This window comes from Blautia pseudococcoides (genome assembly GCF_001689125.2).
GTDB classification, from domain to species: Bacteria; Bacillota; Clostridia; order Lachnospirales; family Lachnospiraceae; genus Blautia; species Blautia pseudococcoides.
This window is the reverse complement of sequence record NZ_CP015405.2, coordinates 5037008-5053476: the sequence shown is the minus strand read 5'-3', so window position 1 is coordinate 5053476 and position 16469 is coordinate 5037008. Positions and strand designations below refer to the sequence as shown.

The following is a 16469-nucleotide window of genomic DNA, read 5'->3' as shown; positions in this document are numbered from 1 at the left end:
CCTGTTACGATGACGGCTGAACAGCTGCGCCTCTTTTCTGTTACTCCGCCTGACTGCTCATCACATAATCCCAGATAAGGTCTGCTGCCTTCCGGATGGAAAATCTGCTTGTGTTGATCATCAGGTCATAATTCAGAGGTTCTCCCCATTTCTGCCCTGTATAGTAATTGTAATAACGTTCACGGGTTTTGTTCTCTTTTTCCAGTTCTTTGATGGATTTATTTCCATAAAACTCTTTTGCTCTCTCTTTTCTGAATTCGGCATCTGCATAGATGAAGAAATTGTAGCATTCCGGATAATCTTTCAGAACCACATCTGCGCATCTTCCCAGAAATACAGCGCTTTCCTTTTCCGCTATTTTGCGGATAACTTTGGCCTGTTCCCGGTACATCTTATTATAAGAAGGAATGGTCTCATATCCCAGGGAATTCACACCCTCCATGAAGGAGCCTATGCTGTTGTCCGGCATTTTATAAGACATATCCAGGATCGTGTCCATATCCAGGTCTGAGTCCCCCAGTTTTTCCGCTGCCAGATACAAAATCTGCCTGTCATAGCAGCGGGTCTCCATCTTTTTTGCAAGCAGTTCTGCGATTTCCTTACCGCCGCTGCCATACTGACGGCTGATTGTGATCAATGTACGCTCTTTCATATTTTATAACTCCCCTCTTGATTCACGTTCTATTAACTCCTTCATAATATCCGGGTATATCTTATCCAATTTGTACAGTGCAAGTGTGATAAAAGCAACTGCCGCAATAAGGATCGGGCCGAACTTATAAATGTTTATGATCATATTAAGCGCTTCTTCCGGCTGCGCTGCTGTTCCCACTGAGGAACTTACATATCCTGCCAGAGAGAGAAGTCCTGTCATGGCTGCGGAGGCAAATCCTGCCCCTACCTTTGTTCCGATGGAACCGCCGGCAAAGATAAGGCTTTCCTGTCTGATATGTGTCTTCCACTGACCAAATTCCACTACGTCACCAACCATACCAAACACAACTGCATTCAGAGGAGCCAGGCCGATGGCACGTGCCACACAGCTCATTACCATCCATGGGAAACTGTATGGATTCAGGAAGAACAGAAGCTGACCGACCAGTGCGATCATGGCGCCTACAAGTGCAATATTCCGTTTTCCGAATTTACGGATCAGCGGTGTACAGCAGAAAATGCCTGCAACCAGTGTCAGTGTCTCTGTGAGGAACAGTGCACTGTACATCCATGTATCATTGCCAAATATGTATTTACAGTAATACGGTAAGATTGTGCCTGAGATACTAAAGGAAACACTCTGTACCATCCATAATACTAAAACTGCCCAGAAATACTGATTTTTGAAAAGCGCTGCAAATCCTTTTCCAAGAGGTACTTTTGCCGCTTTTTCTTTGGCTGCAATCCTTACAGTCTCCTCACATTTGAAGAAACATACAAGAAGAAGGATCAGTGCCAGCACTGCCCAGATGGACATGGTCTTAACCCATGCTGCCTGGTCATTTCCAAATAGTTTAACGATTGGAAGCGTACAGGTAGCAGCAATGATCTTACCGATGGGAGAGAGTCCCATTCTCACAACACTCAGCATATCTCTCTCAGAGGAAACCCTGGTCATCATGGCTGAGAGGCTTCCGTAAGGAAGATTGATGGCTGTATAACAGACTGTTGTACAGAAGTTATAAGTTACGAACAGATAGAGGAACTGAAGCATTCCTGTGGTATGGGGTACTGTAAATAACAAAACTGCTGACAATGCGAAGGGTACGCTCATCCAGAGGATCCACGGTCTTGATTTTCCCCATTTGGAATTGGTACGTTCCACGATAACACCCATGATCAGGTCAGACACACCGTCAAAAAGCCTTGACAGCAGCATCATCAAACCTACAGTAGCCGGGCTGATTCCCACATAATCTGTGTAGAACAGAGTAAGCAGCGTGCCGATCATTCCGAACACAACGTTACACGCCACGTCACCGCTGGCATAAGACAGTCTGGTTCCCCACGACAGCTTGCCTCCGGTTATTTTTTGCGCTAATTCTTTTCCCATTTTATTTCCCTGCCTTTCTTTGAATCATCCTTTTGATGATTTTATTTTACCTTTTTGCAGGGAAAATCCTAGTAATAGAAATTTTAGATTCCTTAGTTTTATTTTTACGTTTTTTCTTAGATGGTTCTAAAAATATTCCTATTTTTCAGCACAGCTCCGCCTCCCGCTTTATGACTGGGAATATTTTTAGATTTTTGTGTCATTTTTTTAGGTTCTGGTAATCTTCCACGTTTTCCCGGGTCAGAATTTGTGTGTCCAAAATCTTTTCCCAGTCCTGTTTTACCCCTTTTTTATCATTCACAATATATTTCACGGTCTCATATCCGATATCATACCCGGACTGGGCGCCCAGCACAGTGATACGTCCTTCCTCCACTGCCCGGATGGCATCCTCCTGGTCATCCACAGAGGCTATGGCAATGCCGCTTCCTTTGGTAGCCTCCGCAAGCCCCAGCGCTGTGACCGCGCTGGTGGTCATAATACCGTCCAGATCCGGATAGTTGCTCTGAATCTCCGCCATCTCCTGTTCCGACACCCGCAGGTTACTGTATCCGCTCTTCTCCACCTCAATATGCATATCCGGTTCCTGCTCCATATACTTTTCAAACCCGGCGATCCTTTTTTCGTGGGACGTCTGCTCCCTGCTTCCTGCGATGATGGCAATATTCCCTTTATGCCCCATCTTCTCAGCAAGAGCCTTGGCAAGCTCATACCCCACTTTCTCATTTTCAATGCCAATATAGGGCACATCCACATCCGCAATGGGAGTATCGTAAGAGTATACCGGGATTCCCAGTGCTTGAGCCTGCAGATAATAGTCCTGATTGTCATTAGAATCAATGGGGGACACAGCCAATGCATTCACCTTCATCTTCAGCAGGTCCCGGATCATTTTCTTTTGTATTTTTTTATCCGTCTCGGTGTCCGGGGAGAGAATAACTGTTTTCACGTTCATCTCTTTGGCAGCCTTCTCCATTCCGGCGTTGACGGACATCCAGTATTCGCTGTTTCTGGATTTTGTCACAACGCCTATGATAAACTCCCCCTCCGGTTCTTGCACATCCTTCCCGGCGCAGCCGCCAATACATAGCAGGCACACTACTGCCAGAAGAAGGCATCTCTTACGCTTTCGCATTCCACATTCCCTCATTTTGTTTTTCTGTCCTAATTTTAACATTTTCTGCTGTTTCTTACAATACTGTGTGTGATGGCGGAGTTTTTTTACAATACGGACGGGCTGTTTCTCCCTCCCCCGGCCTTCTACCTATATCCTCAAAAAAGCCCCAGAAACCGATACGCCCACCGGTCCCTGGAGCTTCATAATATCTATTGGATTACCACAAATTCCTATAAATCTGTTTCACATCATCCTCAGTAACATCTCTCATAGTGTTCTGTGGACTTCCGCTGTCCATAGCATCAAATGCCATCTTATCAATCACTTTAAAGAACTCGTCTTTATCAATCCCAAACTCAGCCAGTGTAGGTGTTTCCAGTTCTTTTGTGATAGTATCTACTGCTGCCAGGAATTTTTCACTTGCTTCTTTGTCAGAATCCGTATCTGCTGCAACGCCAACGGCGCGTCCCAGTTCCGCAAAACGGTCATATGCGCCTTCCAGTGCAAAGGTCAGACACTCTTTTAACAGCATGGCATTGGAAAGACCATGTGCAACATGGAACAGGGCGCCAATGGGACGGCTCATTCCGTGGATGATGGTAACGGATGCATTGTTAAATGCAATGCCAGCCTCCAGTGCTGCTACGGACATCTGTACTCTGGCTTCCTCATTGCTGCCGTCCTTGAATGCTGGCGGCAGATATTGGAAGATACGTTTTACTGCTGACATAGCAAAAGTATCGGAAAGTGTCTGTGCTTTTCTGGATGTGTAGGCCTCCACTGCGTGGCATAAAGCATCCAGGCCTGTAGCTGCTGTGATCTTAGGCGGTGCGGTCATGGTGAACTGCGGGTCAATGATGGCCAGGCTTGGCATCAGGACTTTTCCCTTTAACAGCATTTTGATATTTTTCTTTGTATCTGTGATGATCGTGAACTGTGTAGCTTCAGAACCGGTTCCTGCTGTGGTGGGGACCGCTACCATAGGAGGCACTTCCACATCAATCACTTTGCCCATGTAGTCAGAAATATTTCCTCCGTTTATGACCAGAGAACCAATGGCTTTCATGGAATCAATGGGACTTCCTCCGCCCAGGGCTACCAGGAAGTCACAGCCTTCCTCTTTGTATAATTTCAGGCCATTTTCAATCATGGTATCTGTAGGCTCGCCTACGATCTCAGAGTAGATCGCATATGCAACCCCCTGATTTTTCAGCGCTGCCTCAACTTTTGCACAGTTTCCAAGCTGGATCATCACTTTATCTGTAACAATAAGGGCTTTCTTTCCAAGTCCTTTTAATACTGTCTCTGCCATATTTAATGCGCCTGAACCGGAAATGATCTGACCCGGTACGATAAATTCTCTTGCCATAATGGTGTACTCCTTTTTCTTATTCTCTATTTTTTTATTATGGGATTGCTTAAAATGCAGCGTCGTGCAGCCAGGTGTAACGCTCATCCTCACAGCGGTCTGTCTGCAGCCATGGATTTCCTTCAATATGGCGGATCATCCAGCAGGTGTACATCTGGAATCCCGGAGCCACTGCCTGGGGATGCAGCTCACCACCCGGAATTGCGGAAAAGCTTCCGTCTGTGCTCTTGAAGACCTGGTCTCCCACAAAGCTGGCTCCAAAACCTTCCGGACGGTCAAACATGAAGTAATATGTCTCCGGCTGGGGATGTCTGTGGGGCAGATATCCTGACCAGTTTCCTCTGTCGTTGAGGACTTCACCCAATACCATGTTGGACCAGGGAGCGATATCATGGTCAAAGATAGTGTTGACTCTTCTCTTGGCAACATTGCCGAATTTGCCTTTGCAGGAATAGCCCCAGGGAGCATCTTCCGGTCTATATAATTTAGCGGCAAACTCTGTATTGTTCTTTGTGCACTGTACTAAAATCTCGGAATCTGCCTCTGCAGTAACACGTACCTCTGTTCCTGTGCACACATGTACACACCAAGGCCCCTCTGTGAATACGTCCTTTCTGCTGACAGCCTCTTCATTTCCTTCCCATGTATAAACGATTTTTCCGGAGAGCAGAAGTACAGCCACTTCCTCACCGTCTCTTTTGAAGGATCTGGTCTCACCGGCTTTCATGCGGTAAACACGGATGTCCATCATCATGTCTTTGTATTCGTTGTCATAAGTTGTCAAAATCTTTTCACCATTTGCGTCAAACTCTGGGTATCCGAACACTTTTCCCATATCTAATATCCTCCTGCTACAATATATTTATGGTTCATATTCCTTACAGTCCGTAAGGGATCATCCATCTTCTTTTATATGCTGTTATCCTGCGGCAGCCTTCCGGTATCCAGCTGCAGCATCTGGTTTTGCCGCACCGGCCCGATTTCCCTGCAAGCCGCTGTTATTCCGGTTAAGGAAAAGGGCGGCCGTGTTGAGAGCGGATGGGTTAATAAGCTCTGGACTCATTACGTCCTGTCATAACGCCTTCGCAGGCTTTCTTTACGCTGTCCTTGTCAGATGTGGTAGCGATTCCTACGTTCCACCAGGATTCGTAACCGTCTGTCATGGTTTTTGGAATTACTTTCAGGTCAAAGAGGCAGGCAATATCCTGTTTCTTCGCATCCTCAAGAGCGTCAACCAGTTCAGCGATGGTTTTGCAGGTATATGTCTTCAGGCCATATCCCTCACCGATTTTTGCGTAGTCTACAGGAATCAGATCTCCGGTAGGTTTCTTTCCGTCTGTATAACGGAACTCTGTGGCAATACTTCCAATACCGTGGTTCATCTCCAGGTTGTTGATACAGCCGAATCCGCAGTTGTCGAATACTAAAATGTTTACTTTCTTTCTCTCCTGCATGATGGTCATGATCTCACTGTGGAGCATCTGGAAGCTGGAGTCACCTACCACACAGTATACTTCATTGTCCGGCTCTGCAAATTTTACACCCAAAGTCGCTGCAACTTCGTAACCCATGCAGGAATATCCGTACTCTGCATGATATCCGCCTCTCTTGTCTGTTCTCCACATACGCTGCATACAGCTGGGAAGGGAACCGCCTGCTGTGATGATGGTAGCGTCCTTGTCAATGGTCTTATTGATAGCAGCCAGTGCCGCGGTCTGTGTGATCTTACCGTTTGTCAGTTTTACGAACTCAGGAACTGTTCTGGGGTCTCTTGCCTTGATGATAGGCTCAAAGTCATCGCCTGTGTATTCGATGCCTGCCAGACGATCCCATTCTTTGTCCCATGCCTCCTTGGCTGCTTCGATCTCTCCGTTGTAGGAAGAAACATATCCTTTTGCGCGGAGCTTTTCAGCCAGGGCTTCCACAGTCACTTTCGCATCACCGATGGCTTTTACAGCGTCCATCTTGTATGCATGGTATCTATTGTTGTTAATGGTGACAAATTTCACGTCGTCATTTCTGAATAAGTGCTTGGAGCTTGTGGTGAAGTCGGAAAGTCTGGAACCTACAGCGATAACCACGTCAGCATCTTTTGCAATGACATTGGAGGCCAGGGTACCTGTCACGCCGATACCGCCTAAGCAGTAGGGATTGCTTGTCTGGCACGCGCTCTTTCCTGCCTGGCTCTCGCCGAAGGGAATATGGAATTCCTCGCAGAATTGCTCAACTGCCTCACCAGCTTCAGAATATTTCACTCCGCCGCCTACAATAAGCAGAGGTTTCTTTGCTTTTGCAATGATTTCGGCTACATCTTCCAGTTCTTCTTCCACAGCTACAGGACGTGTGATCCTGTGTACGCGTTTCTCAAAGAAATAATCCGGGTAATCATAAGATTCACCCTCTACATCCTGCGGAAGGGCGATACAGCAGGCACCTGTCTCAGAGGCGTCTGTCAGCACGCGCATTGCGTTGATCAGTGCTGTCATAAGCTGTTCCGGGCGTGTGATCCTATCCCAGTATTTACATACCGGCTTAAATGCATCATTTGTTGTTGTAGCCAGGCTGCTGCTCTGCTCTAACTGCTGCAGAACCGGATCAGGCTGTCTGGATGCAAAGGTATCAGCCGGGAATACCAGAAGCGGAATATTGTTCACTGTGGCTGTGGCGCAGGCTGTCACCATGTTGGCAGCTCCCGGGCCTACAGAGGAAGCACAGGGAATGATGCTCTTTCTGTTATTCTGCTTTGCAAATGCTGTTGCCACGTGGCACATGCCCTGCTCGTTTCTTCCCTGCATAACTCTTAACTGTCCCGGATTGGTATCCAGAGCCTCTCCAAGGCCCACTGCAATACCGTGTCCGAAAATGGTGAAGAAACCTTCTACGAATTTTGTCTCCACGCCGTCCATGGATACATACTGATTATCTAAAAATTTAACGATAGCCTGTGCAACCGTCATTCTTGTTGTCTTTGCCATGATTAATCTCCTTTCATTTTACCGTGCAGGCTTTGCCTGCGTTACGGGCGAGGGGGGAACTCCCGGCCCGCCCCGCAGTCAGTGTTTATGTTAGTATCTATGTCAACGGATCATATTTCCGCTATGATGCCTTTATACCCTTGCGATCATCTCTCCGAATTTTTCTTTTTCTTCTTTGATAAACGCGTGTACCGCATCCGGTCCCGGAAGGGAATCGGAACAGTTGTTGCTTCTTACCATCATGGAAGCCTCTGCGGAACCGAATTCCAGGCAGTCGATCACTTCCCATCCCTGATACAGGCCATATAAGAATCCTGAGCCGTATCCGTCTCCGCCGCCGAAACCTTTTCTGGCGTCGACCGGGAAGGGTTTGATGGAATATTTCTGTCCGTCGCAGGTGTAGGCTGTGGAACCTTTCATTCCGTGTTTGATCACAACGATCTTTGCGTTGTAACCCTGCCACAGGGCTGCGGACTCTTCATCTGTCATGCCCGGCTGAATCAGCTTTTCTGTCAGGTCAAACTCTTCTCTGGAACCCATAATGATGTCAGCCTCTTTTGCTACCATGGAATAATAGATCGCTATCTCATCACTGTTCTTCCAGTTGTATTCTCTATAGTCAATGTCAAAAATGATCTTTGTATTGTTTTTCTTGGCAAGGAGCACTGCTTTGATAGCGGCTTCTCTGGAAGGGCTCTCTGCCAGCGCTGTTCCGGAGATCAGGACTGCTTTTGTCTGTTTTATGTATTCCTCATCAATGTCATCCACATGAAGCTGTAAGTCAGCAATGCAGTTTCTGTACATCAGGATGCTGCTTTCCTTGGAGGATAACATCTCTGTAAATGTTAGGCCCAGCTTCTCACCGCCGGTGCATCTTGTAATGTGTGATGTGTCAATCCCCTGCTCATCGAAATAATCCACTACATAGTCACCAAACTGGTCATCAGATACTTTACCCAGAAAACCCGCTTTCATTCCGTGTCTGGTAACACCTACAGCGATGTTGGCCGGTGAACCGCCTACAAACTTCTCAAACATATGAACTTTCTTCAGAGGTTTGAACTCCTCTTTTACCTGGTCATTGTAAGCCGGGTTAAAATCAATTGCCACGCGGCCCAGTAATACCAGATCCATCGGTCTGCTCTGATCAAATTCTACATACTTCATAACAACTTTCCTCCTGTTTTCTCCATCCATGTTAGCGTGCTTTTTATTTATGTGTGCGTTTACGTGCTTTTCTTTTGTGCTTTTATAGTATCACACGCGCATAGAATGTGCAAGCACTTTTTTTGTTTTTACAACCTTTCTATCTTATGCACAAATATAAGGGTTGGTTTTGTGGCATTTTCACAATACTATGTGCGTGCTTTTAAATGTGTGCTTTTTAGCAGTGAACTTCCGACTGCAAGATTCCTGTGTTACAGAAGGCTTCACGAAGTCAGGCTTTTTCTCGCAAAATGTGTCTTTTGCCGGGGTCAAATATGATATATGAAGGTTTAAAGCCTTTGCCGGAAAATAAAAGCCGGGAATTATCGGAAAGAATGATAAGCGTACAAATCTCTTCCATTCTATCCGGAAATTCCCGGCTGCTGTCTCCTGGTTCCGCAGTGACTCTCCCATTGAAACCCGCAGATTTCCTATAGATTATATTTTGTCTTTATATTAATTTCCGTATACATATATTCCTTTTCCGGCCTTCTGCCCCTTCTTAACAAATCCGACAAAATGGACAAGGCCCGGTATCCCTGGTCATAGCCTTCCTGGTCGATGAGAAAATCCACGGTATCTTCCAGAAGCGCTTTCTCATTCTTAGGTGTCAGGTCATAGATGATGACATACGGACGTTTCTTAAGCTTCAGCTTGTCAAAAGCTTTTCTGACACCTGCCTGCCCGCCGGATGCCACAAAAACGCCCTCCAGATCCGGAAATGCTGACATAGCATTTACAATGATCTTCTCCACCTCATCCGTATGGTCAAAACTGCTCTGCACCCCCACCAGATCCATTTCCGGGAAACTTCTCTTTAGCTCCTCCACAAAACCATCCACCCTGCGGCTGCCTGCACTGTTGGAAAAGTATCCGGTGATGACCAGGACTTTTCCCTTCCCACGCATCATCATTCCCATAAGTCCAGCTGCCGTCCGGCCGCTTTTCCAGTTGTCAAGTCCCACAAAACAACAGCGTTTTGTGCCTACTATATCAGAGTTAAAGGTGACCACCGGTATGTTCCGCTCCTCTGTAAGTGCGTTGAGCTTAACCCTTACATTGTCGCAGTCCACAGGCATGACAGCCAGTCCATCAATACCTGCCTCCTCCAGTTCCGTGACCGCCTGCATCTGCTCGGATTCATCCACAGATGCATTTTCCTTTATAATTACTTCCATGCCCTGGTCCGCCAGTTTTTTGGCCGCATCCCGGATTCCTTTATTGACCTGCAGCATGAAGGATGATTGGGATAATTGGGTCACTACGCCGATCCGTTTCCCCCTGCTGCCCTGCTTTCCTGCGCTTTCTGCTTTTTTCCTGTGTTTTGGCACATATCCTATTTCAGACGCTATCTGTTCTATTTTTTTTGCCACCTCCGGGTTAATTCTTCCCCGGTTATTCAAAGCCCTGTCCACAGTTCCCCTTGAAACCCCTGCAAGCTCTGCAATCTGTTGTATTGTCCCCGCCATAATCCGCCTCCGGAATTTTTTGATTGATAGAATCTCTGCTGCACATGTAAAGCACATGTACATTCCCATTTAGCACGCGTTTTTTTCTATTATATCCTTTTGCACGCTCTTTTACAAGCAGTATATGAAAAAACATTTACTTCTTTTCCGCCCCCAAACGGCATATCATTATAACAACATTCTAATAGGGGGGATTCTCCCTTGCTTAAAAAATTGATCAATACCATTATCACACTTGGATTTGCCGGGGCACTGGTACTATGTGCTGTTACATATCTGCCAAAAGCCGTCTCTGTCAGCAGCACTGTCGGAAGCCGGGAACTCCCCATCTACTGTGTAAAGACCGATAAACCACAGATTGCCATCAGCTTCGATGCTGCCTGGGGCAATGAGGATACTGCCACACTCCTGGACATTCTGGCAAAACACAATGTCAAGGCCACCTTTTTCATGACCGGCGGATGGGTTTCCAGTTATCCTGACGATGTAAAAAAAATCTATGAAGCAGGCCATGACCTGGGCAACCACAGTGAGAACCACAAATACATGACCAAGCTCACAGATGAGGAAAAAACCCAGGAGCTCATGTCCGTACACAATAAAGTAAAAGAACTGACCGGTTATGATATGTTTTTATTCCGTCCCCCCTATGGGGACTATGACAACGATGTGGTTAAAAATGCCCGTGCCAATCATTACTACCCGATACAATGGGATGTCGATTCCCTGGACTGGAAAGATTACGGCGCTGACGATATCATAAAAAGGGTTACAGAAGATTCCCATCTGGGCAGCGGGAGCATTATCCTCTGCCATAACGGGGCCAAATATACCAAGGATGCACTGGATACCCTTCTCACTACTCTGCAGGAGAAAGGATATGAATTTGTTCCTATATCACAGCTTATTTACAAAGACAATTATCATATGGACCATGAGGGCAGACAGATCGCAGACTAAAAAAGACAGCGTACAGAACCGAAAACCGTATCCTGTTCCCTGTACGCTGTTTTTACCGCTTTCGCTTTCCCCCAGTCTTTCTTATAAAATGCCGGGCAGTTCCCTCATTTTCGCAGCCGCCCGGCTGTTAACAGTTTCCCGGCTGACCATTGTTTCATGAACTTTGTATCGGACCATCAAAATATACGGACCATTTCTTATAATGGATACCCGGTAAGTCACTTCAGGAACCTCCTCCCCGGACTTCCCCGTCTCCTTCCTATTCCAGTGATCCGGCTCATGATAAAAAAATCCCTGTACATATATGTTCCCATCCCAATACGCACCGGATTCTTGGTGATCCGGGCTGCTTTTGTTCAATTTCCCTATATAATTCAAAACACCTCTTTACCCGGACTTATATAATGTATAGGAAAATTCATTACCACTCTGTAATACACGATATCTTTCCTGTTCCAGCAGGATGCTGCTGCTGCTGTCGTGGAGTCCTCTTTGAACCACACCGGTTCCTCTGTCCTTTGCATCATTGTCCGGTAAAAGTACCGAATACTCCAAAAAAGGGCCATCCCCAGTCAACCTTGCGTCTTCCTCCGGATCTTCCATACCTGCAAGGGTATCTATTTTTCCCCTAATACAATTTTTTTGTCGGTTTCTGTCATGATTTACTTGCTTATTTTGGCAACAAACCGTAGAATAGTAATGGTGGCAGTGTCCACGAAAATGAAAAAATGGGGGAATATCATAATGTCTAAAATGGTAGGTACCATATCCCGCGGCGTCCGCGCTCCAATTATCCGTGAAGGGGACAACCTGTCGGAAATCGTAGTGGACTGCGTGCTGGAAGCTGCAAAAAGCGAACCCTTTGAGATTCGCGATAAAGATGTAATCGCTGTCACAGAGGCGGTGGTTGCCAGAGCACAGGGCAACTATGCCAGTGTGGAACAGATTGCCAAAGATGTACATGAAAAATTCGGTGATGATACCGTTGGTGTCCTCTTCCCGATCCTCAGCCGGAACCGCTTTTCCATCTGTCTGAAAGGAATCGCCAAAGGCTGTAAAAAAATCGTGCTCATGCTGAGCTATCCTTCTGACGAAGTGGGAAATCATCTGGTGGACCTGGACGCCATGGACGAAAAGGGCGTCAATCCCTGGACCGATGTACTGTCAGAAGAAAAATACAGAGAATTGTTCGGATACGAAAAACACGTATTTACCGGTGTTGACTATGTGGACTATTATAAAAATGTGATCCGTGAGAGCGGCGCAGAAGTGGAGATCATTTTTGCCAACAATCCAAAAGCGATCCTGGACTACACAACCAGTATCCTCACCTGCGACATCCACAGCAGAGAACGCACCAAACGCATCCTGAATGCCAATGGAGCCAAAAAAGTCTACGCGCTGGATGATGTTATGACACACAGCATCGACGGAAGCGGATACAATGACAAATACGGCCTGCTGGGCTCCAACAAAGCCACAGAGGATACCGTGAAGCTCTTCCCTATCCGCTGCGGAGAAATGGTTGATTCCATACATAAATCCGTTCTGGAAAAAACCGGCAGACATGTGGAAGTCATGATTTACGGTGACGGCGCCTTCAAAGACCCGGTAGGAAAAATCTGGGAGCTGGCTGACCCGGTAGTTTCACCTGCCTACACAGAGGGCCTGAACGGAACTCCTAATGAGGTGAAGCTGAAATACCTGGCTGACAATGATTTCGCTGATTTATCGGGAGATGAATTAAAAGCTGCCATTAAGAATTACATCCAGGAAAAAGATGAAAAAGCAGAAAACCTGAAGGGTACCATGGTAACCCAGGGCACGACACCAAGACGCCTGACAGACCTGTTGGGTTCCCTGGCAGACCTGACTTCCGGTTCCGGAGATAAGGGTACGCCTATTATCTATATCCAGGGATATTTTGACAATTACACAAAAGAATAATGGGTATAAAAAATCCAGGATTCCGGCCTTTTATAGACTGGAATCCTGGATTTTTGTCTGCCTGCCGGTTTCTGTATCCCCGGGGCATTCCTTCAGTCGGCACAGCAAAGGCGCCGCCCTGCAAATCTTTTTATCAAAGTTTTCTTCTGGCCTGTCCCGCATATTCATGCAGAAGCTTTCCTGACCGCCCGATCAATTCTTCCGTCATCCGTGTTGCAGGCCCGGAGACACTGATCGCACCTAACGGATAGCCATTTAAGTCCAGGATAGCTGCCCCCACACAGACCAGCCCGTATTCCAGCTCCTCCCGGTCTACCGCATAGCCTGCCTTTCTGATTTCTTCTACCTGCTGCTTTACCTGTTCCTGTGACTGCAGCGTATTCTCCGTATATTTGGTAAATTCCGTACCTTCAAGAATCTCTTCCAGTTCCGTTCCCGGCAGTTCCGCCATAATGGCTTTCCCCACTGCTGTGCAGTACATCGGCAGGCTTTGTCCGACCTTTGTACAGATCCTCATGGAATGGGGACTTTCTTTTTTCTCAATATATACCACATTTCCCTTCTCGCGGATGACCAGATTAACGGTTTCCTGGCACTGTCTGAGCAGTTCATCCAGATACGGAAGTACAATATTACGCAAATCAATCTGCACATGTGTGCCAAGGCGGAACAGTTCTATTCCCAGACGGTATTTTCCATCCGCATCCTGTTCCAGCAGCCCATGATATTCCAAGGTCCCCACCAGGCCGAAGGCTGTACTTTTATGCAGAGCAAGCATCTTGCTGATTTCCGTTATTCCGAGCCTTTGATGGTTTTCAAAGCATTTAAGAATAGATATGGCCCTTTCGACGGACTGTATAGTATTCTTTTTTTCTTTCATTTCCATGGTACTATTCTCCTAACATCCTTTAGTAGTTATTATAAGACAGCCTTAATTTGAAGTCCACCCAAATTTCCACTATTTTCCATATCCATCAAAATGCTTTTTATCTTCAGGCTTCTGTGATTCTTTGGAGCTTTTCCACCTCATCAGCACTCATTTTATATGTATGGACGCTGTCATCCGGAAAACTTCCGCTGCGCACTTCCCTGCAGTATTCCTGGAATGCCTCCTGCAGCTGCTGCCCCACATGGGCAAACTGTTTTACAAACTTTGGTGTAAAGTTGTCATACAGCCCCACCATATCCGCATAGATCAAGAGCTGTCCATGGGTATGGGATCCTGCTCCGATCCCCAGGATGGGAATGCCCGCCTGTCTGGTGACCGCCTCCCCCACAGCCGCCGGCACACCTTCCACCAGGATACTGCACGCCCCTGCTTCCTCCAGCTCTTTTGCCTGGCGGATCAATTTTACCGCGGCATCCGCACTCCTCCCCTGTGCCTTGTATCCTCCTAGCTCTGCCGCAAACTGAGGTGTAAGCCCGATATGTCCCATGACCAGAATCCCCACACTGCTGATGGCCCTGACCCGTCCTGCGATCTCCGGCCCTGCTCCCTCCAGCTTCACACAATCGCAGAGCGCTTCTTTTGTAAGCCGCCCTGCATTTTCCACGGCCTGCTGATCGGAGATCTGATATGACATATAGGGCATATCCCCCACAATAAAGGTCTCCGGCGCGCCCCTGCGCACAGCTTTGCAGTGGCTTATCATATCCTCCATGGTCACCGGATATGTCGTCTCATATCCCAACTGCACCATTCCCAGACTGTCTCCCACCAGGATCATGTCCACTCCGGCTTTTTCCTGGTATTTTGCGGTGAGGTAATCATAGGCTGTTAAATATACGATTTTTTTGTTTTCTTCTGCCATTTTTCTGAAATCTATTATACTTTTTTTCATACATCCTTATCCTTTCTTACGCTTAATTTTCGCTTCCGTATCTTTTTAACCGCAATTGGCATGATCATGAATAATACCATAAAAATCAACAGTGCCAACGAAATCGGTTTTTTAAGGAAGATTGCCGGGTCGCCGTTGGAAATCTGAAACGCCTGAGAAAAATACAGTTCCAATTTTGGTGTCAATACAAACGCAAGCAGCAGAGGGGCGGCCGGTATCCCACAGGTCTTTAAAATGTAGGCAGCAATACCTGCAATAAGCATAACCCCAACATCGAACATATTATTATTTGCGGAAAAAGCGCCTACAATACATAATGATGCAATGATCGGAGCTAAAATCCCGCTGGGAATACATAAAAGCTTCATTAAGAATGGAATGATACAGATCGCGACTAAAATACAAATAATATTACCAATATACATAGAAGCTATAAGCCCCCAAACAAACTCTGATTCCTGTGTAAATAATTGTGGCCCCGGCTTAAGCCCCCACATCATCAAACCGCCAAGTAAAACGGCTGCCGTACCCGAACCGGGAATTCCCAGTGACAGCAAAGGGGCAAATGCTCCGGCAGCCGCAGAATTGTTGGCAGATTCCGAAGCTGCCACCCCTTCTATAACACCTGTACCGAATTCTTCTCCATTCCTGCACATTTTTTTGTTTGTCATATAAGAAATAAAAGATGCTATCGTTGCGCCTGCTCCCGGTAAAATCCCAATAAAGGTGCCCATTATACCACCTCTCAGAGATATTGGCAGCAACGCTTTTACCTCTTTTCGGTTCAAAATACTCTCCCGTATACGGATTCTTTTCTTCCCCAGAAAATTAAAATTATTTTTATTGGTCACCATATCGATCACCTGGCTGAATCCAAACATCCCTATAACTAACGGAATAAATGTCAATCCACTAAGCAGATTCACATTTCCAAATGTAAATCTTGAATATCCTGATATAGGATCAAGCCCAATTAGAGCCAGCAGCGCACCAATACAGGTAGCCATAAGGCCTGGTTTTGGATCATCTCCCAGCATCCATCCAATTGAAGTAAGTGCTAAAAGTAAAAGAGATACCATTTCAGCAGGCCCGAATTTAAGTCCGATATCTGCCAATGTAGGCCCCAGAATGGTCAAGAGCAGAATCCCAATGGTTCCTCCTATAAACGAAGATAAATCCGCAGCAACTAAAGCTTTCCCCGCCTTATTTTTTCTGGTCATGGGATATCCATCTATGGCAGTCATGATAGCAGGAGAGTCACCCGGTATGTTTAGCAATATGGCGCTAAAAGACCCTCCATACATGTTTGCGTAATAGATTGCTGCCAGCATGATAATAGCTGTTGTAGGATTCATTTTAAAAGTAAGCGGTAATAAAAGTGCACAGCCTGCTAAAGACCCGATTCCCGGCATAGCTCCAATAATGATCCCCAATCCTGCTCCCAAAAGAGACGCTAACAGATTTTCAAGGGTAAGTGCCGTTTCAAAACCCCTAAACAATAATTCAAAATTTTCCAAACATCTCACCTCTTTTCAACC

Annotated in this window: 15 protein-coding genes; 2 read left to right on the top strand and 13 right to left on the bottom strand. The window is 46.4% G+C overall.

Annotation, left to right across the window (positions count from 1 at the left end; all coding sequences use genetic code 11):
- Nucleotides 1-40: 40 nt before the first annotated feature.
- The 8 genes from A4V09_RS23710 to A4V09_RS23675 all read right to left on the bottom strand — a co-directional run bounded on the left by A4V09_RS23710 (nt 41) and on the right by A4V09_RS23675 (nt 10183).
- Nucleotides 41-652, bottom strand: coding sequence for a cytidylate kinase-like family protein (locus tag A4V09_RS23710; protein WP_065544503.1), 612 nt, complete (start codon nt 650-652; stop codon nt 41-43).
- A gap of 3 nt (nt 653-655) precedes the next feature.
- Nucleotides 656-2047 carry an MFS transporter gene (locus A4V09_RS23705; RefSeq protein ID WP_065544502.1) on the bottom strand — a complete coding sequence of 464 codons (1392 nt, stop codon included), beginning with the start codon at nt 2045-2047 and terminating at the stop codon, nt 656-658.
- 199 nt (nt 2048-2246) lie between these two features.
- On the bottom strand, nt 2247-3182 hold the full coding sequence (locus A4V09_RS23700) for a substrate-binding domain-containing protein (RefSeq protein WP_065544941.1): 936 nt from the start codon (nt 3180-3182) through the stop codon (nt 2247-2249).
- Between the two features lie 199 nt (nt 3183-3381).
- The gene (locus A4V09_RS23695) at nt 3382-4533 is read right to left on the bottom strand and encodes an iron-containing alcohol dehydrogenase (RefSeq protein ID WP_065544501.1); all 1152 of its coding nucleotides are present in this window, start codon (nt 4531-4533) and stop codon (nt 3382-3384) included.
- A gap of 49 nt (nt 4534-4582) precedes the next feature.
- Complete coding sequence (locus A4V09_RS23690; RefSeq protein WP_065544500.1) at nt 4583-5368, bottom strand: 5-deoxy-glucuronate isomerase; 786 nt, start codon at nt 5366-5368, stop codon at nt 4583-4585.
- Between the two features lie 208 nt (nt 5369-5576).
- Nucleotides 5577-7508, bottom strand: a complete 1932-nt coding sequence (gene iolD / locus A4V09_RS23685) for a 3D-(3,5/4)-trihydroxycyclohexane-1,2-dione acylhydrolase (decyclizing) (protein ID WP_065544499.1) — start codon at nt 7506-7508, stop codon at nt 5577-5579.
- Nucleotides 7509-7640: 132 nt separating this feature from the next.
- Complete coding sequence (gene iolC / locus A4V09_RS23680; protein ID WP_065544498.1) at nt 7641-8675, bottom strand: 5-dehydro-2-deoxygluconokinase; 1035 nt, start codon at nt 8673-8675, stop codon at nt 7641-7643.
- Between the two features lie 470 nt (nt 8676-9145).
- Nucleotides 9146-10183: a LacI family DNA-binding transcriptional regulator gene (locus A4V09_RS23675; protein WP_065544497.1), complete on the bottom strand. Its 1038-nt coding sequence runs from the start codon at nt 10181-10183 to the stop codon at nt 9146-9148.
- A 201-nt stretch (nt 10184-10384) separates the two neighbouring features.
- Between A4V09_RS23675 and A4V09_RS23670 the strand changes: the two genes are divergently transcribed.
- Entirely contained in the window at nt 10385-11143 is a 759-nt protein-coding gene (locus A4V09_RS23670; protein ID WP_065544496.1) for a polysaccharide deacetylase family protein, read from the top strand.
- 81 nt (nt 11144-11224) lie between these two features.
- Here the strand turns inward: A4V09_RS23670 and A4V09_RS23665 are convergent, their stop codons facing one another.
- Nucleotides 11225-11521 (bottom strand): hypothetical protein, encoded by a 297-nt coding sequence (locus tag A4V09_RS23665; RefSeq protein ID WP_065544495.1) that lies wholly within the window; start codon nt 11519-11521, stop codon nt 11225-11227.
- 9 nt (nt 11522-11530) lie between these two features.
- Complete coding sequence (locus tag A4V09_RS23660; protein ID WP_157123555.1) at nt 11531-11698, bottom strand: hypothetical protein; 168 nt, start codon at nt 11696-11698, stop codon at nt 11531-11533.
- A gap of 189 nt (nt 11699-11887) precedes the next feature.
- On the opposite strand from A4V09_RS23660, the gene A4V09_RS23655 reads away from it, so the two are divergent.
- The gene (locus A4V09_RS23655) at nt 11888-13090 is read left to right on the top strand and encodes a coenzyme F420-0:L-glutamate ligase (protein ID WP_089280600.1); all 1203 of its coding nucleotides are present in this window, start codon (nt 11888-11890) and stop codon (nt 13088-13090) included.
- Nucleotides 13091-13223: 133 nt separating this feature from the next.
- Here A4V09_RS23655 and A4V09_RS23650 read toward each other — a convergent pair whose 3' ends face one another.
- The 3 genes from A4V09_RS23650 to A4V09_RS23640 all read right to left on the bottom strand — a co-directional run bounded on the left by A4V09_RS23650 (nt 13224) and on the right by A4V09_RS23640 (nt 16448).
- Nucleotides 13224-13976 (bottom strand): IclR family transcriptional regulator, encoded by a 753-nt coding sequence (locus A4V09_RS23650; protein ID WP_084043759.1) that lies wholly within the window; start codon nt 13974-13976, stop codon nt 13224-13226.
- Between the two features lie 106 nt (nt 13977-14082).
- The gene (panB, locus tag A4V09_RS23645) at nt 14083-14931 is read right to left on the bottom strand and encodes a 3-methyl-2-oxobutanoate hydroxymethyltransferase (RefSeq protein WP_065544493.1); all 849 of its coding nucleotides are present in this window, start codon (nt 14929-14931) and stop codon (nt 14083-14085) included.
- Nucleotides 14928-16448, bottom strand: coding sequence for a tripartite tricarboxylate transporter permease (locus A4V09_RS23640; RefSeq protein ID WP_065544492.1), 1521 nt, complete (start codon nt 16446-16448; stop codon nt 14928-14930). Before A4V09_RS23640 ends, panB begins: the two co-directional genes overlap by 4 nt.
- Nucleotides 16449-16469: the final 21 nt, after the last annotated feature.